The sequence below is a fragment of the uncultured Sphaerochaeta sp. genome, assembly GCF_963676625.2.
Taxonomy (GTDB): Bacteria; Spirochaetota; Spirochaetia; order Sphaerochaetales; family Sphaerochaetaceae; genus Sphaerochaeta.
In genome coordinates this window covers 121995-144095 of the sequence record NZ_CAXXYB010000013.1, presented here as the reverse complement: position 1 = coordinate 144095, position 22101 = coordinate 121995, and the positions used below count along the sequence as shown (strand labels likewise).

General features: G+C 43.7%; 19 protein-coding genes. 1 reads left to right on the top strand and 18 read right to left on the bottom strand.

The genetic code is table 11. The annotated features are described in order from the left end of the window. Positions 1-174: 174 nt before the first annotated feature. From ACHZBG_RS17045 to ACHZBG_RS17005, 9 genes are all read right to left on the bottom strand, one after another. Entirely contained in the window at positions 175-1251 is a 1077-nt protein-coding gene (locus ACHZBG_RS17045; protein ID WP_320130667.1) for a M42 family peptidase, read from the bottom strand. Further along, positions 1251-2012: a creatininase family protein gene (locus ACHZBG_RS17040; RefSeq protein ID WP_320130666.1), complete on the bottom strand. Its 762-nt coding sequence runs from the start codon at positions 2010-2012 to the stop codon at positions 1251-1253. The genes ACHZBG_RS17045 and ACHZBG_RS17040 overlap by 1 nt, the downstream gene beginning before the upstream one ends. Positions 2013-2131: 119 nt before the next feature. Then, positions 2132-2980, bottom strand: coding sequence for a M55 family metallopeptidase (locus tag ACHZBG_RS17035; RefSeq protein ID WP_320130665.1), 849 nt, complete (start codon positions 2978-2980; stop codon positions 2132-2134). Next, a complete protein-coding gene (locus tag ACHZBG_RS17030) occupies positions 2980-3846 on the bottom strand; it encodes a MurR/RpiR family transcriptional regulator (RefSeq protein ID WP_320130664.1) in 867 nt (288 codons plus the stop codon). The genes ACHZBG_RS17035 and ACHZBG_RS17030 overlap by 1 nt, the downstream gene beginning before the upstream one ends. Before the next feature lie 68 nt (positions 3847-3914). Then, positions 3915-4961 (bottom strand): ABC transporter ATP-binding protein, encoded by a 1047-nt coding sequence (locus tag ACHZBG_RS17025; protein WP_320130663.1) that lies wholly within the window; start codon positions 4959-4961, stop codon positions 3915-3917. Next, positions 4954-5982: an ABC transporter ATP-binding protein gene (locus ACHZBG_RS17020; protein ID WP_320130662.1), complete on the bottom strand. Its 1029-nt coding sequence runs from the start codon at positions 5980-5982 to the stop codon at positions 4954-4956. The genes ACHZBG_RS17025 and ACHZBG_RS17020 overlap by 8 nt, the downstream gene beginning before the upstream one ends. A 6-nt stretch (positions 5983-5988) precedes the next feature. After that, on the bottom strand, positions 5989-6840 hold the full coding sequence (locus tag ACHZBG_RS17015; RefSeq protein WP_320130661.1) for an ABC transporter permease: 852 nt from the start codon (positions 6838-6840) through the stop codon (positions 5989-5991). A gap of 10 nt (positions 6841-6850) precedes the next feature. After that, entirely contained in the window at positions 6851-7789 is a 939-nt protein-coding gene (locus ACHZBG_RS17010; protein WP_320130660.1) for an ABC transporter permease, read from the bottom strand. A gap of 113 nt (positions 7790-7902) precedes the next feature. After that, positions 7903-9513: an ABC transporter substrate-binding protein gene (locus ACHZBG_RS17005; protein ID WP_320130659.1), complete on the bottom strand. Its 1611-nt coding sequence runs from the start codon at positions 9511-9513 to the stop codon at positions 7903-7905. Positions 9514-9745: 232 nt separating this feature from the next. Here ACHZBG_RS17005 and ACHZBG_RS17000 point away from each other — a divergent pair, with 232 nt between their 5' ends. Next, complete coding sequence (locus ACHZBG_RS17000; RefSeq protein ID WP_320130658.1) at positions 9746-11074, top strand: aminopeptidase; 1329 nt, start codon at positions 9746-9748, stop codon at positions 11072-11074. 249 nt (positions 11075-11323) lie between these two features. On the opposite strand, the gene ACHZBG_RS16995 is transcribed toward ACHZBG_RS17000, so the two are convergent. The 9 genes from ACHZBG_RS16995 to ACHZBG_RS16955 all read right to left on the bottom strand — a co-directional run bounded on the left by ACHZBG_RS16995 (position 11324) and on the right by ACHZBG_RS16955 (position 22098). Then, positions 11324-12019 carry an MgtC/SapB family protein gene (locus tag ACHZBG_RS16995; protein WP_320130657.1) on the bottom strand — a complete coding sequence of 232 codons (696 nt, stop codon included), beginning with the start codon at positions 12017-12019 and terminating at the stop codon, positions 11324-11326. Positions 12020-12196: 177 nt separating this feature from the next. Then, positions 12197-13081, bottom strand: a complete 885-nt coding sequence (locus ACHZBG_RS16990) for a PfkB family carbohydrate kinase (RefSeq protein ID WP_320130656.1) — start codon at positions 13079-13081, stop codon at positions 12197-12199. Continuing rightward, positions 13071-14174: an ABC transporter ATP-binding protein gene (locus ACHZBG_RS16985; protein ID WP_320130655.1), complete on the bottom strand. Its 1104-nt coding sequence runs from the start codon at positions 14172-14174 to the stop codon at positions 13071-13073. Before ACHZBG_RS16985 ends, ACHZBG_RS16990 begins: the two co-directional genes overlap by 11 nt. 10 nt (positions 14175-14184) lie before the next feature. Continuing rightward, positions 14185-15876, bottom strand: a complete 1692-nt coding sequence (locus ACHZBG_RS16980; protein WP_320130654.1) for an iron ABC transporter permease — start codon at positions 15874-15876, stop codon at positions 14185-14187. A gap of 106 nt (positions 15877-15982) precedes the next feature. Beyond that, a complete protein-coding gene (locus tag ACHZBG_RS16975; protein WP_320130653.1) occupies positions 15983-17002 on the bottom strand; it encodes an ABC transporter substrate-binding protein in 1020 nt (339 codons plus the stop codon). A gap of 416 nt (positions 17003-17418) precedes the next feature. Continuing rightward, positions 17419-18300, bottom strand: a complete 882-nt coding sequence (locus tag ACHZBG_RS16970; RefSeq protein WP_320130652.1) for a sugar phosphate isomerase/epimerase family protein — start codon at positions 18298-18300, stop codon at positions 17419-17421. Positions 18301-18363: 63 nt separating this feature from the next. Further along, complete coding sequence (gene larA / locus ACHZBG_RS16965) at positions 18364-19629, bottom strand: nickel-dependent lactate racemase (protein ID WP_320130651.1); 1266 nt, start codon at positions 19627-19629, stop codon at positions 18364-18366. 157 nt (positions 19630-19786) lie between these two features. After that, positions 19787-21076: a phosphoglycerate kinase gene (locus tag ACHZBG_RS16960; protein ID WP_320130650.1), complete on the bottom strand. Its 1290-nt coding sequence runs from the start codon at positions 21074-21076 to the stop codon at positions 19787-19789. Continuing rightward, positions 21058-22098: a type II glyceraldehyde-3-phosphate dehydrogenase gene (locus ACHZBG_RS16955; protein WP_320130649.1), complete on the bottom strand. Its 1041-nt coding sequence runs from the start codon at positions 22096-22098 to the stop codon at positions 21058-21060. The genes ACHZBG_RS16960 and ACHZBG_RS16955 overlap by 19 nt, the downstream gene beginning before the upstream one ends. Between the last annotated feature and the right edge of the window lie 3 nt (positions 22099-22101).

Genomic DNA, 22101 nt, shown 5'->3' with positions numbered 1-22101 from the left:
TTAAATAGATAAATAAAGAGCCCGTATACAGTGCCTTTGACTCCTTTTTTGCAACGGAGTAGTATACATGGAAATTATGCAGGGCACAGCACCCAGATATATACCGTCTGAGAACTGTGCTCCTCCTCAAGGAACCCTTTTTGGGTATACCTACCTTTGATACGACTTTTTATCCTAGAAACCTCTGATTATCGATTCGTCCAGCTTTTTAATAATCTCGATGGCAAGCTTTATTCCATTTTCTACATCACTGTAGGCACTGATTCCATAGTGGGTATGGGCGTAACGGACAGGAACTCCAATGACGATGCAAGGAATGCTGTCATTGGACAGATGAATGGGAGCCCCATTGGTAGATCCGGCACTTCGTACTGCTTCCTGTACAGGAATGTTGTATTCTTTTGCCAAGTCGAGGGCAAAGCGCTGGAAACGCGGATTGGTTATCATTCTGGAGTCGATATGACGGAGCATAGGGCCTTTTTTCAAGCAAGTCTGGGCTTGGTAGGCAGGTACCACGGTATCATCAGCAGGACATCCCTCGAACACAATGGCAATATCTGCCTTGATGGTATTGGCACTGACAATGGAACCGCGGGTTCCCACTTCTTCCTGGCTGGAAAAGTCGCCTACCAGGTTTACCTTGAGTTTCTCTCCTTCCAGTTCTTCCAAGGTAGAAAGGATAGAGACGCATCCAATGCGGCAGTCAAAGGCTTTTCCCAATAGGATATCATGTTTTTCATCATAGGAATAAGTTGCTTCAGGTACTACCGGGGCTGCAATGCCTACCCTGTAGTCGTTGATAACTTCCTCGGCACTGACTGCTCCGATGTCAATTACAAGGTTGGCAATTTCCAGTGGAGCTTTTTTTTCCGCCTCTGTCATAAAATGAGGTGGTTTACTGGCAACCAGTCCCGGAATATATACTCCTTCTTGATTCTTGACCCTTACCCTGTGGGCAGGAATATTGGTGGGTATCCAGCCACCGATAGTGATGAATTCCAGCATCCCGTCGGGACGTATGGCTTTGACCATGAAACCAACCTCATCGGTATGGGCATTCAGTTGGACAACCGGTTGTCCCTCAATATTTTCCTTGCGGTAGAGATACAGGTTACGTATCCTATCTTCTGCAAAATTGCCCAAATCCTTGCCTTCCTCACGGATGACAGAGAGAACCTCATCTTCAAAACCGCTGATGCCGTTTGCATCACTGATTTTCCTGATCCTTTCGATTGTTCTTAATTTGTCCATTAAAGTGTTACCTTCTCAAATTCTTCAATAAATGAAACTATATAGTCGGCCATAGCCTGTAACATTTCAGTACCCCATGCCTCGGTGGCATATTTTGGATGGTCAGTTCCAATCCATCCATTATCGGTGATATGGTTGGTCAAACGTGGGATAGTCAGGGTGACATCCTTGAATTTGACTGTATTGAACCCTGAAGCCAGGATAGTGGCGCTCACATCTTTCATTTCAAGGGGAAGCTCAATCTGGGTCTTGTCGACCAGGCCTGGATCGATAGCCAAAACAGCGGCGGTTTCCTCGCCGCCTCCATGTCCGCCTTTCCAGGAGGGATTCATTTCCCAGACATTCTGCCACCAGTTAAGCAAAGCCATCATGCAACCTTGGCTGTCCAGTTCAAGTCCAATGCGCTCCAAAGCTTTGATGTTTCCTCCATGTCCATTGAGTACAAGGAATTTTCTGGCACCATGGCGCTTGAGATTCATTACTATTTGCTTTACCAACTGGTAGAGCAAATCGGATCCTAGATTGATTGTACCAGGAAAGGGCCAAAGGCTTTCGCAGGCCCCATAGGGAATAGTAGGGATGATCATGACATGATCGTTCTGTTTTTCGACCAATTCAAGGATTTTGTCAGGAATCATGGTATCGGTACCGAGGGGCATATGTCTCCCATGGCATTCGATGCTACCGATAGGAATGATTACCATATCGGATTGCTTGAAGTATTGCTCGGCCTTTGGCCAGGTAACATTTGATAAATACATAACTTGCGACTCCTTTCAAATGCAAAGAACCGGCTCTGGATAAGTTCCTTGCAAAAATAAATGCTTATAATCAGTAGTCTTTTGGTTGTTTTTCGCGTAAAGATGCATACTAAGGTAGGTCATGAATATTGAGCAAAACGTCCACCTACCATGGCTATAGTGAGAATCATGCGGAAAATATCTGAATAATCTTTTGAGTGGTAAGAAATTGTTCTTCCTGATATGCGGGTAATTCCAGGGACAATGGATACAGCATCCGCAACCACGGTTGAGGAAAGGTCCACCTCCAGGAGAATAGGTTCTGAAATATGTTTTATTTCAAGATTATTCCTGTTGCGGAGGCTTTTTTGCACCTGCTGTTGAAACGTTTGTTGCAGTAATTCAGGAGAATACATCTTCCCGGAAAAACGGCCGAGCCCTTCCTTTGTCCTGACATAGGGAACCTTGAAAAAATCCTGGAGTTGTTTTTCCAGAATATCGTCCCCGCTTACCAATGCGATGGGAACTCCAAAGAGCCCTGCAAAATAGGCATTGATTTCGACTTCCCCGACATTTCTGCCATTCAGGCGGATATTGTAAATACACGATGCAGAGTAAGAGTGGTCCATCATTCCATTTTTACTGCCAATACTTGCATGATAACCAATCAGAAATACCAGATCGAATGATGCATCCAAGCCTTCCATCATATAGAAAGGTCTGGGATACCCTTTTATATGGGTTATACGCTTGTCTCCAAAGGATCCATAGACGAGGTTTTCACCCCGTGAATGAGAATCGCAGATACAGATTTCTTCAATGCTGAAGGTTTTTTCTTCCTTTTCCAACCGGAATATTTCATCAATGATCCAGTTCAATTCCTGTTTGAGCAAGGAAGTGCAGTTTGCTCCTTGGCTCACGTTATCCATTTCGTTCCAGGAAGAGATTCCTTCGATTCCTTCCATATCGGTAGAAATAAAAATTTTCATCAAATTGTATCCTTTAGCGATTTCATGAATTTATATCCACGCTGTTCATCTTCTGCCACCGTTTTCATGCTTTTAAGCAGATTCTTTTTGCTATTTATCAGTAACATGTTTATAAAAACCTGTATTACGGCCACCATTCCAACATATGAATTCGTCAATAACAATGAATTGTTTTCGCAACGGACGACAGCCGTGGCAATGGAATATATCGGACAAGCTGGGGAATCCGTAAACAAGAATACTTCAGCGCCCTGTTTCTTCGCAAAATTGGCTACATGGATTGCTTCAAGGGAATAGGGGGGTAAGGTCATGACAAACAGGCTGTCTTCCTTTCCAAGTGAATGAAGGCGTGGATTGTAATCGGAAATGGACCCCGTGATACTGACTACATCGGTAATTTGCATGCTTACCAACGCATATTCAAAGATTTGCATGATATTCCGGCTTACACCAAAACCACTGATGAAGATTCTTCGTGATGCGTACGCTTTTTGGACCATTTCCGAAAGAATCTGTACATTGATATCCTTGAGGGTTTTCGAGAGATTGTGGATTTCATTTTCAGAGAGTTTCTGCAACTGTATTGTGGAAGGGAGCACGTCAAGTTCATTCAAAACCACCTGGGAATCTTTGTTAAGTTTATTTTTAACTTCTGCCTGTGCAGCCTCCCGAAATTCCTTGTAGCCCTTGAAGCCGAGGAATTGGGTAAAACGGACCAGTGATGCATTACTGACCCCGATGCTTTTACTTAAATCATTTACTGAAGTAAAGCCAATCTCATCATAGTTGTCGATAATATAAATCGCTATATGATTGAAAGAAGGAGACATGTTGGATAATGTTTCGCGAATTTTTTCTCGTACCATAAAAATACCTCCTTAAAAATATCCGAAAGTAAAATACCAATAGCAAGGCAATCCATTTGTACATTGTCTCAATCCCTGACAGTATTCGTCAATGGGTAGTGACAGGCTACAAACCGGCCTTCCGATATTTTGGAAAGAGGAGGGTCTTGCTCTGTACATTTTGACTGGCAAAACGGACAACGAGAATGAAATTTACATCCAGAAGGTATATCAATCGGGCTGGGAGGTTCTCCGATAATGGAATATTCCCTGTCACGATCCAAAGGGTCAAGCACAGGGGCCGCTTTGATCAATATCGAGGTATAGGGGTGATAGGGATTCTGGAATACTTGTTCTGTTTCACCCAATTCAACAATACTTCCCAGATACATTACGGCAACCCTGTTGGTAATATAACGAACGAGTTGCAAATCATGGGAAATAAAAAGTGTTGTCAAATGTAATTCCTTTTGCAGGTGAGAAAGTAAATTGATTATTTGTGCCTGGATGGAAACATCAAGGGCTGAAACAGGTTCATCAGCCAGAATTATTTCTGGTGAAACAGCAAGACTTCTTGCGATTCCTATTCTTTGACGCTGTCCACCAGAGAACTCTCCTGGAAAACGGGTGGCTATATCCATTGAGAGCCCGCACATAGTAAGTAATTCCGAAACCTTTCCGGGGATTTGGTTCTTGGGAACGATTTTATGAACGGAAAGAATTTCAGCCAAAATACCATAGACTGATATCCGGGGATTCAGGGAGGAATAGGGATCCTGGAAAATCATTTGCATCATTGTTCGCTTTTTTCGTAGGTCAGAACCTTCTAAATTGCTGATATCATTTCCCTTGAGTAGTATTGAGCCTTTTGTTGGCTTATAAAGTCTGATAATGCATTTTGCCAATGTGCTTTTCCCACAGCCTGATTCACCCACTAATCCAAGACTTTCTCCTTGTTCGATTATCAGGTTGACGTTGCTAACTGCCTTTACGTACCGTTTAGGTTTTCTCCTGAGTACATCCGAAAGAGAATGTTTCAACGGAAACCACATACATAAATCCTTGATATCCAATAAAACGGTAGGTTTTTTTTCGTTTCTTGTTTCTTCTGTAGTGATAGTCTTTTGGTCAGGCATCAATATCACCTCTGCTTTTTTTGGTAGTTGTATCAGCAATGATTCCTGGGAACTTGGATACTATTTCCAGGCGATGACACCGGGTTAAATGACCTTTTTCTATAGCCACCAACTCTGGAAGTTTCTTCAAACAAATATCGATTGCATATTTGCATCGAGGTGCAAAGGGACACCCCGAAGGCATGTCAACCAGATTTGGAGGAGAACCGGATATAACTTCCAGATCCGAGCCAATCTTGCTCTGGTCAGGAAGTGATCCCATCAAGGCATAGGAATAAGGGTGTCTGGGCTTGGAAAAAAGAGTTGTTGTATCGGTTAATTCAACAATGATGCCTGCATACATTACTGCAACTCTGTCACACATCTGGGCTACTACTCCTAAATCATGGGTAACAAGTATGATGCTCATATTCAATTCTTGTTTAAGTTTTGCAAGAAGTTTAATGATTTGGTCTTGGATTGTTACGTCCAAGGCAGTTGTGGGCTCGTCAGCAATCAATAATTCAGGTTGGGAACAAAGGGCTACTGCAATCATCGCCCGTTGTCTCATTCCTCCTGAGAATTGATGGACATATTCGTTGATGCGATTTTCAGGTGAAGGTATTCCTACCAGTCTCAAGAGCTCAATGGAACGTTGTAGTTTTTCTTGCTTGGTCATGTTGGTCTGGGAGAAAGCCTCAAACATTTGCTTTTTAATAGTCAATACGGGGTTTAATGATGTCATCGGTTCTTGGAAGATAATACTCATCTCTTTGCCGCGTATCCTGCGAAGCTCATCTTGGGACATTTTTATGATATCCTGTCCTTTGTAAAGTATTTCTCCCCCGACAATTTTACCGGGTTTCTTGATAAGCGAAAGAATTGCCCGGCAGGTTTGGCTTTTGCCGCAACCTGATTCCCCGACTATTCCAAAGGTCTCTCCTTTGCAGACAAAAAAACTAACACCATTAACGGCTTTGACCGTACCCGTGTTGGTGAAAAAATAGGTTCGCAGATCTTTAACTTCAAGTATTTTATTCATAGTGTTTTAATGTCCTTTGGTTCTGATGATGTCGGTAAGACTGTCTCCAATGAGACTGAACCCAATTCCTGTGATAGCCATGAATAACCCAGGGAAAAAAGTTATCCACCAAGCATAACTGATATAGAGTCTCCCTTCGTTCATTATGGCTCCCCACTCTGGGGTAGGTACCTGGACTCCCAATCCAAGGAAACTCATACTTGCTCCGGTTAGCATGCATAAGACGACATCTGATGTTGCAAAAACAATGGAAGAGCTGATGACATTGGGAAGGATATGTCTAAATAGGATTCGTTTGTCGGAAAAACCTGATACCCTGGCAGCTTGAATGTATTCAGAGTTCTTTACCGAAAGAGCGTCTCCTCGAACAAGTTTCGCGTAGGAAACCCAACCGACAAGCCAAAGTGAATAATAGACGTTCTGGATTCCTGGTCCCATTATTGTCATGATGGCAATGACTAGGACGGTAAAGGGAAAGGCCATGAAGATATCGATTATTCTCATCAAGAGGTTGTCAAGGAATCCTCCGTAGAACGCAGAAAACAGGCCAAGAATACTTCCAAAGACCAGAGGGATCAGCATTCCGAATATACCAATTTTCAAATCGATTGCCGTGCCATATATAACACGGGAAAAAATATCCCTGCCATAATTGTCTGTGCCAAAAAAATGGAGTGAAGACGGTGCTTCCATGCGCGCTGAGGTATTTACTTCCAGTGGATCATGATGAGTAAACAATTGGGGGAAAAACGCAATGAGAATAGCGATAAAAACGATTACCATTCCCAAAACCAACGCAGGGATTACGGCGCTATGGGGAATTCTTGTTTTTCTTTGAGTATTGATTTTCCGTATCATGATACCACCTTTAGAATTTTACCCGAGGGTCCAGGAATGAATATAGCAAATCAGTCAGAAGATTGATTATCAAGACGATGAAGGCAAAAAGGAAAACCAGTGCTTGTACTACCACATAGTCCCGTCCGAAAATGGAATCAACCATGAGTTTTCCTATTCCTGGAAGTGAGAAAACGGTTTCTATGATTACACTACCACCAAGCATTCCTGCTATACGCATGGAAAGCAACGTGACAGTCGATATCAACGTATTGCGAAGTATATGGCTGTTTCTTACCGTCCGTTCTTTCAACCCTTTGCTTCTGGCAAAATTGACGTAATCCATGACAGATATCTCCACTACAGAATTTCGGATGTTTCTGATAAGAAGGGCGGAAGTCATGAGCGATTGGGTAAAAGCTGGCAATATGAGTGATTTGAAATGTCCTATAAAGCCGTCTCCCCATCCACCGACTGGCAACCATCGCAATTTGACCCCGAACAGAATCATAAGTAACAATGCAATCCAGAAGGATGGCATGGCTATAGCCACCAATGTAGTACCACGGACAATTTGATCTCCTAAGCTATCTTTGTGCATGCCAGCGAAATAGCCAAGGATAAAACTGATCAACAAGGAAAAAAGAGTTGAAGCCAGAGTCAATGAGAGTGTTACGGGAAGATGGTCCTTGAGAAGTTGTATTACAGGCCGCTGGTAGGTGAGGGAAGTTCCCAGATTGAGGGATATCAATCCTTTTACATAATTTAAATATTGAGTGAAAAGGGATTGGTTCAATCCAAGCTTTCCCCGTAATGCCTCTACGGCCTCATTTGTTGCTTTTTCTCCCAGCATAAGGCGTGCAGGATCTCCGGGAACGAGCCGGATCATTAGAAAAATAAGAATGGTAACAAGAAAAAGTACTGGTATTATCTGAAGGATTCTTTTTATGATGTAATTTAGCTGGTTCATGATCCTTTTCCCTTTATTTAGTTCTTCGGCTTGTTGCCATTCTGGAAATTCTTGCAACAGGATATCAAATCTGTGTCAGATATCCTGTGCAAGGACGCAAATGCTGATTTTTCTTATTTTGTTTTTGTGATGTTCTTGGCAAAGAACACAGAGAAGGGGCTAACATGCAAACCCGATATATTTTTTGAATAGGCATAGGCAAAACCATTGCGGAAAAGTGGAATGACATTGGCATTGTCATAAATTTGTTTCTGGATTTCATGATACATTTCCACACGCTTTGACTCATTAAGTTCTTGGCTGGCTGCTTTATTCAAGTCTTCAAGTTCCTGGTCCTTAAGGCCGGTATACCAAGCATCGCACTGGTCATAATCTACCGTCCACCCTGTTATTCCTGAAGGATCTGTGATGTCATCAACCCATTGCAAGATAGTTGCCTGGTGACTTAAGGTTGTATATTTCTGGGAAATACTTGCACGTTCCAGCGTTTCGATGGTAACTGCGAATCCGGCTTTATCCAATTCGGATTTCAATAGTGTTGCAACTTGTTCATAGATAGCAGACCCAGAGTAAACGCTGATGGTAAATGGGATAGGTGCAGTATACCCTGCATCGGAGAGCATTTTCTTTGCCTTATCCGCATTGTATTCGATAACTTTTAAATCGGAATTATGCCATTTGCCTTCAGATTCGGAAACCAAAGCAGCAACAGGCGCTCCATATTCCCCGGCAACCAAATCCGAGATTTCTTTCTTGTTGATGCCATAGGAAAGTGCTTCACGAACTTTAGGGTCATTGAACGGAGCCAATGTAGTGTTGAGGATCAAATATCTGATCTGTGTCGAGGGGAAAATCTCTACCGCCAGTTTTTTGTCTGCACGGATTGGATTGATAAGTGTGAAGGGAATGTCATTTGCAATGTCAATCTGTCCGGCCTGCAACTGCATTAATCTTGTATTGTCGTCGGGAATGACCGAAAACTTGATTTCTTTTGTTTTTGGGAGTCCCTCTTCATGATAATAGGGATTTGCTTCCAGCAAAATATAGTTTTCTTTTTTCCACTCCTTCAAACGATAAGGTCCAGTTCCAAGTGGATTCTGTTGGTAGGCGCTTTCTCCGACCTTGTCAAAGTATGATTTGGAACCTACTACCATATTAAAGCAGCACAAATCAGCAAGGAAAGGAGCCCAGGGATAAGATAGGGTAACGATGACCTGGGAATCAGTTGCTTGCACATCTTTGATTTCTTCAGCGATAAATCGGTAGGACGAGGTTTTCAAGTCTCGGGCACGAAGGAATGACCAAATCCAATCGGCACCGGTAACAGGGGTACCGTCAGAGAATTTTACATTTGGTTTTAAATTGAACGTGTAGGTGAGACCGTCATCGCTGATTGTCCAGTCCGTTGCCAAATTAGGAATGATGGTTGTTCCATCATCATTGACTGTAACCAATCCTTCATAAATCTGCTGGGTTACCGTTACTTCAGATCCTCCTACGGTTGGTGCATTAGGGTCAAGATAAGCAGAATCACCCAAACGTCCAATAATGATTTGGTTAGCAAGTTCTGGTAATTGCTTTGCATCAACTGCTGTAGAAACCGTAGTCTTGTTTGTTGGTATGCTTGCGGTATTCGTTTCGTCTTTGCCGGAACACGAGGCAAAAACAAACAGAACAGAGGCAAGTACCAAAACCGTACAACTCTTTGTCAACGTTCTTTTCATTGTGATTTCCTTTACCTGTTAAGATTGATGTAAAAATATTTACTTAATATACATAAATATTAATAAAATATACAAGTATTTGCATAAACTATCTTCCATATTTTCTTGAAATACATATAGAATATTGCAATGTATATGGATAAGTATGAAAAATAACTTACATATATATAGAAAAAAGAAAAAAATTGACAATAAATCAAATAATTTGATAATTGCAAGGAGAAAAAGAATCATGGATAACAAGGTATTTTTTTCAGATTACAAGGATTTTCTCATTTCTTCAAAAACAGAAAGGCTTTGTACAAAGGAAATCATAAACCGTTTGGAAGCCTCTGGATTCAAACCAATGGACAGCTTTAAAAATTTTTCAGCTGGATCTCGGTTCTATAAGGTGGTGAAGGGACGTACCGTACTGGCCGGAGTTGTGGGAACCCATCCCGAAAGGCTGAGAATTATTGGGAGTCATGTGGATTCTCCCAAACTTGATTTAAAACCCCAGCCATTTTTTGAAAAGGGAAAATTGGCGCTTGTTTCTCTTCATGACTATGGAATGATCAAACCTTACCAATGGGTGACGACCCCCTTGGAACTGCAGGGGATCATCATGCTCAAAAATGGTACGGAAGTCCAGCTGTCAATTGGTGAAAATGAAGGAGAACCTCTTTTTTCCATTTCTGATATTCCTCCTCACATTGCAAGCGCCCAAATGAAACAGCCCATGTCAGAAGGATTTAATGTCGCTCAATTAAATGCAGTCGTAGGGTGTCTGGATAAATCATGTTCTCAAGACAATGCTATCAATAAGGTTAATTCGCTGTTGAAAGAAAAATATGGTATTGAACCTGGAGACTTTACGTGTGCTGACCTTTGTCTTGTTCCTCATAATGCACCGGTTGACATCGGTTTTGATAGTTCGCTTATAGGTGCCTATGGACATGATGATCGTGTTTGTGTCTATACATCCTTGATGGCTTTGCTGAGATGCGAGGTCAATGAAAAAACTTCCATTTGCTTCTTTGTTGATAAGGAAGAAGTGGCTTCGACAGGGGATACCTCGGCCCAAAGCTTTGTTCTCAGAAACTTCATACGGGCATATGTACGGCATTTGGATCCTAGCGAAACTGGTACCAAGGATTGTTATGATGCTGATGATCTTCTGGAACAGGCCCAGGCGATATCTGCAGATGTGACCACAGCTTTTGATCCTAATTTTCCTGAGAAATTTGATGAAGTAAACAGTGCTTTCTTGGGTAGTGGAGTTGTCGTTGAGAAGTATGGTGCTGCAGGTTCTGGTAAATTCAGGAGCAATGAAGCCAGTGCAGAGTTCATGCAGACAATCAGGTCTATCATCTTGAAGGAGTCCATTGCTTGGCAAGTTGGTACGTTGGCTCGTCTTGGAATAGGTGGTGGAGGGACAATAGCGCAATTTTTATCTCGATACGGAATGGATTGCGTCGATGCAGGTCCTTGCTTGCTTAGCATGCATTCTCCTTTGGAAATTTGCTCTAAATATGATATATATGAGACCTATCGCCTTTATTATGGATTCTTCATTGGATAGGGATTGGGCCGAATCCTATTGGCAATTGCCTCTATCCAGTTTGAACCATTAATGATTAGGCTATGGAATCACGGTATTTTATCAGAGATCCGTAGCCTAAGTTTTTTATATCCTTGATCCAAGGTACCCTTTGATATAGTCATCAACAAGGTTTTTTTATCGAACATCCAGAGAGTTTTTGCTTTTCAAGTATTGAAAACCCAGAAAGTGAGAGAATGAATAGCTGTTTTCCTTGCAAGGAAAACAGCTCTAGATCAAGTCTACGAAGGCAACATCCTCACATGCGCTGACTTCTGCCGAGACCATCTGATGGTCTGTCATTTTTCCTGTCTTGAGAGTCAGTACGGCAATCATTCCCACATCATTTCGCTTTTCGATGTCCATGACCTCCCAGCTTGAAACCACCCATTCCTTTTTCTTGAGGTCATTGAACAGTTTGCTGAACCGTCCGTTAGGAGCCAGTTCAACATACAAACGAGTAATGGGGGATCTATTTACCACTGCGTCATCGATTCGGTGCATCCCTGTTACCACCAATACGATAAACAAACAGCCAATCAGTGCTCCCGAATAAAATCCGATACCTATGGCCAGTCCAAGGCAGGCTGAAGTCCAGAGCCCTGCTGCCGTAGTCAATCCCTTTACTTGTTGACGACCAGTTACCATGATAGTTCCTGCGCCGAGAAAGCCAATGCCACTGATGACCTGTGCCCCCATACGTTGGGGGTCTCCGGTCTGCCACCGGGTAAAGATGTATTGACTTACCAACATGACCAAGGCCGATCCCATACAGACAAGAATATGCGTACGTAAGCCGGCAGTCCTTCTCATGCGTTCTCGTTCAAAGCCAATCAATCCGCCGCATACTGTGGCAAGGAGCAACCGGACAATGATAGATACTATATTCAACTCTGCAAGAGTGGTTGCTATGGATTCAAATGACATACGGCCTCCAATAAAAAACGTATGCATTGCCTTGCAATGCATAATCATAACCTTCAATGTAGCTTTTAAAATGGTACAGAAAAAGAAGAAAGTAGCTTCATATCCTTGGCATATTTTTGTCTTTTATTAAGATAGAAATATGCCAGTACTCAGGTTGTACGAAATATATCAAGAAAATTAACTTATATTTTTATCATTCCGTATTCGGTTCAAAACATCTGTGCTTGTTCCTTTGAAAGGGCCGGGGTTTTCCATCTTGATGCTGCAAAGAGCTGCTGCATACGATGTTGATTCCTCTATTCCATGATCTTTTCTCCAAGCTAGATAGGCTGCAAATGTAGTGTCTCCGCGGCCTGTTCTTCCAGAATTATTGGTATTCGTAAATGGGGCGGTAAAGAATTTTTTATCAGCGCATACCAACACCTCCGAATTATGGGTAAGCATGACTTCCTTGGCACCCCAACGATTGAGAGTCAAGGCGGCCATTCGTCGATCGGAGAAACCTGTCAGAATTTCCGCCTCAGCGGCATCGGTCTTGAAGAATGTCACAAGCGGAAGCAACTTCCGTTTTCTGTCCCAATCGTTGAAGGCAAGATTGCCTTCGCTATCCAGGCATCGCAGGACTCCCTGGGCATCCAGGGCAACCAACCCCCTTTTTGAAAGCGGTTCAATGAAGGAGTCCGGTATTTCTCCTGCAAACAGTCCTGCCAAATGATAGATGGATGCAACCTCGGTTTCCAAATCCCCAAGAATAAAAGGGTCAGCCTGAGATACCAGCTCAACTTTTCTCCGTTCCTTGTCAGCAGTATAGTAGGTGTTCCTGATGGATGTACTTGCCCGAGAACCTAATACTTCCCAATCGATGCCTTCCCTTTGGAGATCTTCCAAAATAGAGGAATCCTTGAGGGACAACTTGGTAACAACTTTGACTTTGTTTTTTGAACAAGCGGCAGCAAAGGAAGAGTATACTACGGCTCCTCCTATAAGTTCCTGACGCACTCCCTCATGGTCAATGAGAATATCCTTGGAAATGTGGCCGACCATTAAAATATCATAATCCATTGCAATTTTCCTCCAATGGCAAAACATGAAGACTCCTATCCTTGAACGACAAGCCTACCTTATGGCCTTTCTCGAACTGCCTTTGGTATTGCGGGTCAGCAACTTCAATTTGCAACGTCCGTCCATCACTGAGTTGCACCTCATAGAGCATCTGGGAGCCAAAATAGATGGAATTTGCAACTATTCCCTCAACCAGGTCAGGAGAGGGGAGCTCGGGAATAATGGATTCCGGACGAGCCACAACCAGGACTTGATCCTTTTCCTTGATGCTTTTGTTCCAGCGTGGAGCTGCAATCTTTTTTCCAAGATACTCGAGAATGATCTGATCCTCAGTCAGGCTCGATACCACTGCCGGAAGGAAATTGGCTTTTCCTATGAAACCTGCTACAAACTGGTTTGCCGGATGGCTGTAAATTTCGGCAGGAGTACCTATTTGCTGAATCTTTCCTTTGGTCATGATCACTACTTGATCGGAAAGCGTCATTGCCTCTTCTTGGTCATGGGTGACATATACTGAGGTAATCCCGACCCTCTGCTGTAGTTTGCGTATTTCCAATCTTGTTGAGATACGTAATTTTGCATCCAGATTGGACAAGGGTTCGTCGAAAAGCAATACCTTGGGTTCCATTACCAAGGCCCTTGCAAGACTGACTCTCTGTTGTTGGCCTCCTGATAATTCCCGAGGCTGGCGATTGCCCAGGTTCTCGAGGCCTATGAGGTTCATGATATTCTCGACTTTCTTTGTTATTTCCTCTTTGCTTTCCTTTCGAATCCTCAATCCATAGGCAATATTTTCAAATACCGTCATATGTGGAAATAGTGCATAGTTTTGGAAAACCATCGCCGTGGGTCTTTTGTTCGGAGGCATGTCATTGATACCTACCTCATCGATCAAAACGTCTCCCGAAGTCGGGGTGTGGAAACCCGCGATCATCCGTAAGGTAGTCGTCTTTCCACATCCTGAAGGTCCTAGCAAGGTAACCAATTCACCTTCCTTTACCGTAAGATTGATATGGTCGACTGCTACAAATTGGGAATCCCCTTTGCCAAATACTTTTGTCAGTTCTTTCAATTCCAGATAGTTTTGTTTCATGGTATGCTTCCTATTCAATGATTTGGGAGGAATTCATTCCCTGTCCCATTTTATCCGTAACCAGTTTGATTGCTCCCAAGGCTATCAGTACGATAGTGATGAGCAAGAGACTCATAGCAGCGGCCTGGGCATACTGGCTGTTATCTACAAATCCGAGAACGGCAACGGTAATCAAATTCCATCGTCCCGAGACCACGAAGATAATGGCACTTATGGCCGTCATGGATCGGACGAAACTATTGGCCAGCCCAGAGAAAAAGGCTGGGGTTATCATCGGGAGGGTAATCTTTCGAAAGGTCAAACTGCTATCTGCCCCGAGGTCAATCGAAGCTTCTTCTATGGAAGGGTCGATTTGCTGGATTGCAGCTATTCCGTTTCGAATTCCAACAGGAAGATTCCTGAAAATCAAAAGAGTTATGATTATGAAACCTGTTCCTGTAAGGGTTACAGGCAAGAGCAGCGAAGGGGTGTTGAATGCCAGGATATATCCGATACCGACAACGGTCCCCGGAACAGCAAAGGTCAACATGGAAGAGAATTCAATGAAATTTCTTCCGATGAAACGTTTTCTGGTAATAAGATAGGCTATGAACATACTCAGAACTCCAGTAATGGGAGTGACAATGACAGAGATGATCAGGGAGTCCATGATATAGCCCTTTCCAACCTTCCACATATTTATATAGTTGTTGAAGGTCAACGTGGAGTCAACTCCCCAGAGTTTCTGGAAAGATCCCCATACAACCATGCTGTAGAAGAGAACTACCATAAAGGCAAAGATGACGCAAATCGTATATACGGGTAGTTTTATATACCATTCCAGGTTCTTTATCGTGGCTGAAGTCGGTTTTCCCGTAACGGTGACATAGGACTTCTTGGAAAGCAGATATTTCTGCAGGTAAAAAGCCACGAACGTAGGAACCAGCAAAAGGATTGCCAAGGTAGATCCTCTGGCAAGGTCATACATTCCTGTGATTTGCAAATAGGCTTGTACGGACAATACTGAGAAATTACCTGAAAGAATCATGGGATTGCCAAAATCGGCCAAGGATTGAATGAACACCAAAAGCCAGGCACTGACAATACCGGGAGTTGCCAGAGGGAAAATGATGGTTTTGAATATCTTGATCCTGGAAGCTCCGCAATCCATGGCGGCTTCTTCCAAGGAAGGGTCTATGGCATGCAAGACTCCCACCAAGGCAAGGAATGCCGTAGGGGTATAGGCAATGACTTCTACAATTGTCAAACCGGTGAGGCCGTAGATGTTTCCGATGGCCCCTGCAAAAAATCCGGATCTACCGAAAAGAAGAATACAAGCCAAGGCAACCACAAAAGGAGGGGATACCATGGGAAAGGTCGCGATGGTTCGAAATATTCCCTTTCCTTTCATGGGAGTCCTGGTAATTGCGTAAGCAAACGTAAAACCAATGAACGTTCCGATGGTTGCCGTCAGGATTCCCAATATCATGCTATTGATGAGAGGTTGTATATAATAGGATTGCTTGAGAACGTCAGTGTAGTTTTTCAGACTGAATCGCCCGTCGTAGGAAAGGCTTGTCTTGAAAACCTTGAAAATGGGGAAGATGACAAATAGGATGAGTAGGTAAAATACTACGAGAATAGCCAGCATGAGAAAGGGTTCCCCGAGCATTTTCCGTACATCATTCATTCTGGTAGTATTGCTGAATTTGAATTTTTTCATAGCTTGACCTCAAATAGATAAAGAAATGCAATTCCTGCCAATACCTATAGGGTACAAAAGTGTATAGAGTATTATCGCAAGAATTGCATTGAAGCAACCAAAGGAATTATTTTCCGATTCGATTCCGCCAAGCTTCTACGTTGGCATCTTTTTCCATACCCATCTTTACTGCATTGTAATTGATAAGTTTGATATCGCTCAGTTTTACAGCTCCCTCAGCAACAGTAGCCTTTGGATTTACGGGAAGCCTGGAATATTTCTTGAAAAGATTTTGGGCTTCTACGCTGAAACACCAGTCCATGAAAATCTGTGCTTCCTTGACCTGTTTTGCACCTTTGAGCATAGATACGGCACCAACTTCGTAACCTGTTCCTTCCTTGGGGAAAGAGAGAACGAGAGGATATCCCAGGGCAATGCCCTTGGCTATGATGTCATGCGAAAATCCAATTCCGAGGCCGCATTCGCCAAGTCCTGCACGTGCGATACAGGCAGTTCCTGATTTTGTGTATTGGTGAATGTTCGCATCGAACTTTTGCCACCAATCAAGTGCTCCCTCAAGTCCTTTCATCTGGATAATCGTTGCCAAGGTAGTGTAAGCTGTCCCGGAGGTGTACGGGTAAGCCATTTCAATTTGTCCCTTGTAAACTGGATTGAGCAGGTCATCCCAGGATGTCGGTGGATTGAGATTGTTTTTTTTCAAAAAGTCGGTGTTACTGACAAACCCGATTGCCCCGGTATAAAAACCATTCCAACTATAGTCATCCGCATGCAACATGGGTTCAAGTTCAAAATCTGTTTTTGGTTTGTAAGGAATCAAGAGATCCTTGGACTTTGCATTGATGTGGTCGGTATTCGAACCTCCGAACCAAACGCTAGCCTGAGGATTCATCTTCTCCGCTTCAACCCTGGCCAGTACTTCTCCGGAGCTCATCCGTACGTACTCAACCTTGATCCCTGAGGATTTCTCAAAGGCATCGAGATAGTATTGGGCCTCTTCCGTATCAAGGGCCGTATACATCTGAAGAGTTTCATAGGATTCCTTTGTGGTTTGTTCCTGTGTTGCCTGTGCAAACAATGGCATGACCATCAAGGCCGCCATCGTCAGGACAAGAATAAGTTTTTTCATTTTTCCTCCTGTTTTTATGCATTATTCGGGCATTCTTTCATGCTCGAATAATTTTGCTTTTCGTATCCACCTTAATTCCCTTGGTACTTGCTACCTCCTTCTTGGTAAGTTTTCCTTTTTAAAACGTTTTTTCCCTGTGACTGACACTGGCAGGAAACCTTGGTGGATGATTGGGACTATGTTCTCGATATTCCTGATACCCTGGATTCATGTATTGAACAATATAAGAAAACGTTATCATAAATATATGATTACACTGGTTCATTATTTTGTCAAACTTTTCTGCATTATTTTAATAAAACTTTGATATAGCATAAAATAACATAGTTTTTTATCTGTTAATAAAAGTGTTAATATATGATAACGTTTTCATAAAAATCGTACAAAAGTCCTATACTGATACCAGTATGAATGGTTCATGCCTTCTTTCGTGATTCCAAGATTTTTTTCCGTATTTCCTGTTGTATGCCGGCATTCAAAGGGCCAAATGCCTCTGAAGTATATTCGCATATGAATTTGCCGTGGTATGACTGCGGAATACGGGCGAACACCTCTTTGAAGGGAACTGTGCCGAAGTAGGGTGGAAGGTGGATGTCTCCACGACCAAACTCCCTTCTTTGGTTCATGGACAGCCCATCATAGGTCGGTCGATTGGTAATCCTCAATTCCTCAAAGGTCCCTGTGTTGTCATTCAGATGCATATGGCCCAAAAGTGGCACCATTCTCTCCACAGCCTTGAGAAAATCAAAGTGAAAATAATGAGCGGCCAGGAAAGCATGGCCCGTGTCCAAGTTCAATCGGAGATTGGGATGATTGATGGTTTCCACCAACTGCACAACGGGTTCAACCAATTCAACCTCGATATTTTCCACACAGATAGTTAAACCTAGTTGCATGGCTTTCTTGGCAGCCTCTCTATGGGCTTCAAGAAACTGCTTCTCTGCAAGTTGATTCTGGGATTGCACTTCATAGTGGAGAACCAAGGGATTCAGTTTCAGTTCAGCGCAGATATCCAGGGAGGCATTGAGCACTCGTTTGTGTAGTTGGGGATTCGAAAGATTCCTGAGGTCCAATCCTCTCCCTATATGGGCTGAGTATGATAAGTCATGCTTTTGCAGGCTTGCCTTGAGCACATCGACCCAAGGTCTGCAAATTTCTCCTCCGATGATCAGGGGGAAGGTTTCTATATTGATTTCCACCGCGTCAAATCCGTTTGTCTTGATTGTATCAAGTGCTGTATCAAGAGCCTCAAACGAAAGAGTCCTTGGTAGGTTGATACCAATAATGGGTTGTTGCATATATAGTTGGCTCCTTTTTTATGCTGATTGTGCAATCTTTGGCAATAACCATTGTTTGTCGAATCAAATTTCAGGTACAGTGACACACCCATCAGGCAGGACAAGTACTTTCGGTTCTGAAATTCCCCTCTTTTTCGCTTCGTCCAGAGCTTGGTCAATTGCCTTCTGCAAATCATGAACGGGTGTTATGAATAGATCCGATAAATGGGAGTCTTCCAATTCTGTTAGGGCTTCGAGCTTTATCCGCTTGGCTACCGCTGCCATTTTTGCTGCCTTGTGATACCCCAGCTTGTATTCTGCAGAAATTTTCAACAGGGCATCGTCAGGTGAGGATGATTGTGAAAGCAACTTTGCAAAGGTTTCATCGCCGAGTCCTTCTCGGCAAGAGGAGACCAGAATGAGTGTCCCACCATCCTTTACTGCAAGAGCTCCATTGTCGATTGCTTTTTGTGACTGGTAGAGGTTTATGTCCATGGGAAACTTGGCTACCGAGACAACGACATCAGCTTGTTCTGGAATGGATACACAAAAGATTTGTTTTGCGATCTTGACGGCTTCAAAGAAAGCTTCTTGTATATTCCCTGCTGTCATTGCTGCAATTTTCTGCTCGCTGTCCAGAATTGCCATCAAGGAGAATATAGGAACTTTGATCAGATTCAAGGCATCCATCATATCCTCATGGACAGGATTTCCTTCCAGGGCCAGAGAATGTGCCTTGGGCGACAAAGCCAACTTATGGTTTGCCACAATCGTGTCATAGCCGGCAATTCCTGGCAGAAAAGCTTTTCGGCCTCCTGTGAATCCAGCAAAATAATGAGGTTCCACACTTCCCGTGACAATAATCCTGTCTGAATTAAACAACAGTTTGTTGAGGATGATAGGGGTTTGGTTTCGTGTTGTCCCAAGATATACCAAGGATTCCTTGTCCCTTGCATCATGGGATATGCAACAATTTCTAAGACTTGGTTCCAGGGATCCGAGGATTTGGGAGAATTCTTGATCCTTGGCACCCCTATGGGCTCCCGTGGCTATCAGAATGGTAAGTCCCGATTGAGAACCAATGCCATGTTTTGCCAAAACAGGAAGCAGGGCCTGAAGCATCTCGGAGGTAGGAGTCGGGCGGGTTGCATCGTTTACGATGACCAATACCGTTTTTGCACCTTCCAAAAAGGCATCGAGCTGTACTCCTCTGGAAGGTTGTTTACATGCCTGTGTTATTGCTTCGAAGGGGTTCCCTGCAAGGGGAAAGGGGTTCGGCTCAAAGGTCCCGAGCAAATTTTCTGTCCCCACTGAAAAAATTTGGCTTTTCCTTTTGTATTCTACTTGCATGCTGCTACCTCCTTTTCGAGGGTAAAATCGTGAATTTTCCCATTGGGACAAGAAAGAAAAGCCTTCCCCAGGTTTTGTTTCCGAAAAAGGCTTTTGCTACTGAGGCGATCAAGATTTTCCTTATTCCACTTTTCCAAATCAAATGCAATTGATCTGGCTAACGAATAGGCTCAAGGAGGTTTCTTTCATACGCCTTTTCCATGGCTTCAATAAGAGGCAATTTTTTCCCCGAAAGGAATCTTACCATCGCACCACCTGCGGTACATACATAGGAGAAATCCTTGAGTTCCGTGAACTTGGCGGCAGCGCTGACGCTATCTCCTCCTCCGATGACAGTAAAACCAGGAGCTTTTGCAATGGCCTTCCATATTCTTTGGGTTCCTTTTTCCCAGCGTGGGTCCTCATAGACTCCCGCCGGTCCGTTCACGAATATGGTGCCTGCCCGTGCTATTACCTCAACATATTGTTGAATTGTCTGCTCCCCGATATCCAGAAAAAGATTCTCTTGGATGGCAGGTGTCGTAGCAAACGCCTGGATAGTGGTTTCTGCCCTTTTCCCTTCCTTTTCATAGGCAAGATCTTGTGGAAATAGAAAGGAATCTCCCCATTCCTGGAGAAGTGACTTGGCTTCTTCTATAAACACTGTCAAATCCCTGTCAGATAGAAACTTTTCTGTCTTTGCCCCAAGTTTGACTCCTTGTGCCAGCAACATGACCAACCCGGTGATTCCCGTGGTAAGTATCTTGTCCGCTGTCCCTGATGCCAATACATTTCTCATCATCCCAAAGGCATCGGAAATTTTTCCTCCTCCCAGGACAAATATACAAGGGCGAAGGGGAGTTGCCGCTACACTAGAAAGGGCTGAGTACTCTGCAACGAGTTGCCGTCCTCCCGCGGTCGGCAAGAATTCCTGGAAAGCTACCATGGAGGGAGCATTTCGATGGGCCGCTGCAAAGGCATCATTTACGTAGAGGTCCACCAAAGGTCCCAGTGATCTTACTAGCCAAGTATCTTGCATCTGGCTTGGAGTCAGTTTCACCTCTTTCTCGAAGGCGGTCACCTCTTCTGATAGATACCGGAGATTTCCGAGTATGATTGCTTCCCCTTCCTTGAGTGCCTTGACAGCCGAAATAGCTGCCGGGCCGCAGACATCGTCAATATATGCGACCTTGGCTCCTGTAAGCACTGAAAGAATGTGAGCATGTTCTGTAAGGGGAATGAGATTCTGGTAATCCAGGGTGTCTCCTTGATGGGCAATCAGGGCAACCTTTGCTCCTGCCTCAAGGAGTGCCTTCAAGGTAGGGGCTGCTTTTTCCAGTCGATTCGTGTTTGCAATCTTTTTTGTTTTTACATCAATGGGGGAATTGATATCGGGACGGAACAATACAGTCCGTCCCTTCAGGTCGAAATCCTCCAAAGTCTGTATCTTCAGTCCTGATTTTTCCATTTTCCTATTCCTAAATATCTATTTGTCGTGGAAGTTCCGTCCTCTCTGGTAAGTTGCATTTTCATGGAAGAACGAATTGCATCCATATTCTCCGGGATGACAACAGATTCCTGGGGAATGTTGATGGCGAACATCAAATCCCTCCCACTCTTTACGACGGTATCTTTCCATAAGGCTATTTCATACATATCCCCTCGAGGATTGCCCAAATCCCTTGCGTAGCGGAAGAGACTTGCGTTTCCCAAAAATCCTTCGTCAATGGATACCACCCTGATACGCGGATGTTTCTCAAAAGTCTCTATGGCTTCCTCGATGCTGATATCCTTCTTGGGGGTAAGCACTACGGTGATGATATGTCCATGGGTGACAGGAGTATGGATAAGGATGCCCGTTGCCTGTACATGGGGCATGATGGTCATCAGGTCAAGGGCTTGGTGACTCGGGGCCTTGTCTACCTTCAGGGCATTGGTCAAGCCTCTATGATAGTCGCCGGGGTCTGCCACACGACGAATGATGGTAATGGCTACCTTCTCGACTCCCACGGTGCGATCCAAGCAGTCGACTGCCCTGATAAGGCCGGTGGTGTTGCAGGAAGTCAACTTGAGGTAGTCGACTCCAAGTCCTTTCTCATAATTGGCATATCCATGGAAGAATACATTGGCAACATCATTGCTTTCTCCTCCCTGGAAAATGGCATGCTTGCCATATTTTTCATACAGGACCTTGTTTTTTGCACCTATTCCTGCGCTGGTTGCATCGAGCATGATGTCTACTTGCTGTACCAGATCCTCCAGCATCCCACTGACAGGAATATGTGCTTCCTCAAGAGCTTGCTTGCCGTCCTGGGAAGCCGCAAATAGCTTGTAGGGCATTCCTTTTTCTTTCAGGGCCCGTACACTGAGAGTGGGAAAGACATCGGCTACCCCAATCAGTTCCATATCGCCCTGCAACGCTACGCCATCAGCCAGTCTCTGCCCAATCACTCCATATCCAGCGACACCTACACGAATTTTTTTGTCCATTTT

Excerpts from the sequence above, each read along its gene's own strand:
- ACHZBG_RS17010 (WP_320130660.1), bottom strand. The coding sequence starts at position 7,789 with ATGAACCAGCTAAATTACATCATAAAAAGAATCCTTCAGATAATACCA.
- ACHZBG_RS17035 (WP_320130665.1), bottom strand. The coding sequence starts at position 2,980 with ATGAAAATTTTTATTTCTACCGATATGGAAGGAATCGAAGGAATCTCT.
- ACHZBG_RS17015 (WP_320130661.1), bottom strand. The coding sequence starts at position 6,840 with ATGATACGGAAAATCAATACTCAAAGAAAAACAAGAATTCCCCATAGC.
- ACHZBG_RS16975 (WP_320130653.1), bottom strand. The coding sequence starts at position 17,002 with ATGAAAAAACTTATTCTTGTCCTGACGATGGCGGCCTTGATGGTCATG.
- ACHZBG_RS17030 (WP_320130664.1), bottom strand. The coding sequence starts at position 3,846 with ATGGTACGAGAAAAAATTCGCGAAACATTATCCAACATGTCTCCTTCT.
- ACHZBG_RS16970 (WP_320130652.1), bottom strand. The coding sequence starts at position 18,300 with ATGCAACAACCCATTATTGGTATCAACCTACCAAGGACTCTTTCGTTT.
- ACHZBG_RS16960 (WP_320130650.1), bottom strand. The coding sequence starts at position 21,076 with ATGGAAAAATCAGGACTGAAGATACAGACTTTGGAGGATTTCGACCTG.
- ACHZBG_RS17020 (WP_320130662.1), bottom strand. The coding sequence starts at position 5,982 with ATGAATAAAATACTTGAAGTTAAAGATCTGCGAACCTATTTTTTCACC.
- ACHZBG_RS16980 (WP_320130654.1), bottom strand. The coding sequence starts at position 15,876 with ATGAAAAAATTCAAATTCAGCAATACTACCAGAATGAATGATGTACGG.
- ACHZBG_RS17040 (WP_320130666.1), bottom strand. The coding sequence starts at position 2,012 with ATGTATTTATCAAATGTTACCTGGCCAAAGGCCGAGCAATACTTCAAG.
- larA (WP_320130651.1), bottom strand. The coding sequence starts at position 19,629 with ATGCAAGTAGAATACAAAAGGAAAAGCCAAATTTTTTCAGTGGGGACA.
- ACHZBG_RS16995 (WP_320130657.1), bottom strand. The coding sequence starts at position 12,019 with ATGTCATTTGAATCCATAGCAACCACTCTTGCAGAGTTGAATATAGTA.
- ACHZBG_RS17045 (WP_320130667.1), bottom strand. The coding sequence starts at position 1,251 with ATGGACAAATTAAGAACAATCGAAAGGATCAGGAAAATCAGTGATGCA.
- ACHZBG_RS16990 (WP_320130656.1), bottom strand. The coding sequence starts at position 13,081 with ATGGATTATGATATTTTAATGGTCGGCCACATTTCCAAGGATATTCTC.
- ACHZBG_RS17005 (WP_320130659.1), bottom strand. The coding sequence starts at position 9,513 with ATGAAAAGAACGTTGACAAAGAGTTGTACGGTTTTGGTACTTGCCTCT.
- ACHZBG_RS17025 (WP_320130663.1), bottom strand. The coding sequence starts at position 4,961 with ATGCCTGACCAAAAGACTATCACTACAGAAGAAACAAGAAACGAAAAA.
- ACHZBG_RS16955 (WP_320130649.1), bottom strand. The coding sequence starts at position 22,098 with ATGGACAAAAAAATTCGTGTAGGTGTCGCTGGATATGGAGTGATTGGG.
- ACHZBG_RS16985 (WP_320130655.1), bottom strand. The coding sequence starts at position 14,174 with ATGAAACAAAACTATCTGGAATTGAAAGAACTGACAAAAGTATTTGGC.
- ACHZBG_RS17000 (WP_320130658.1), top strand. The coding sequence starts at position 9,746 with ATGGATAACAAGGTATTTTTTTCAGATTACAAGGATTTTCTCATTTCT.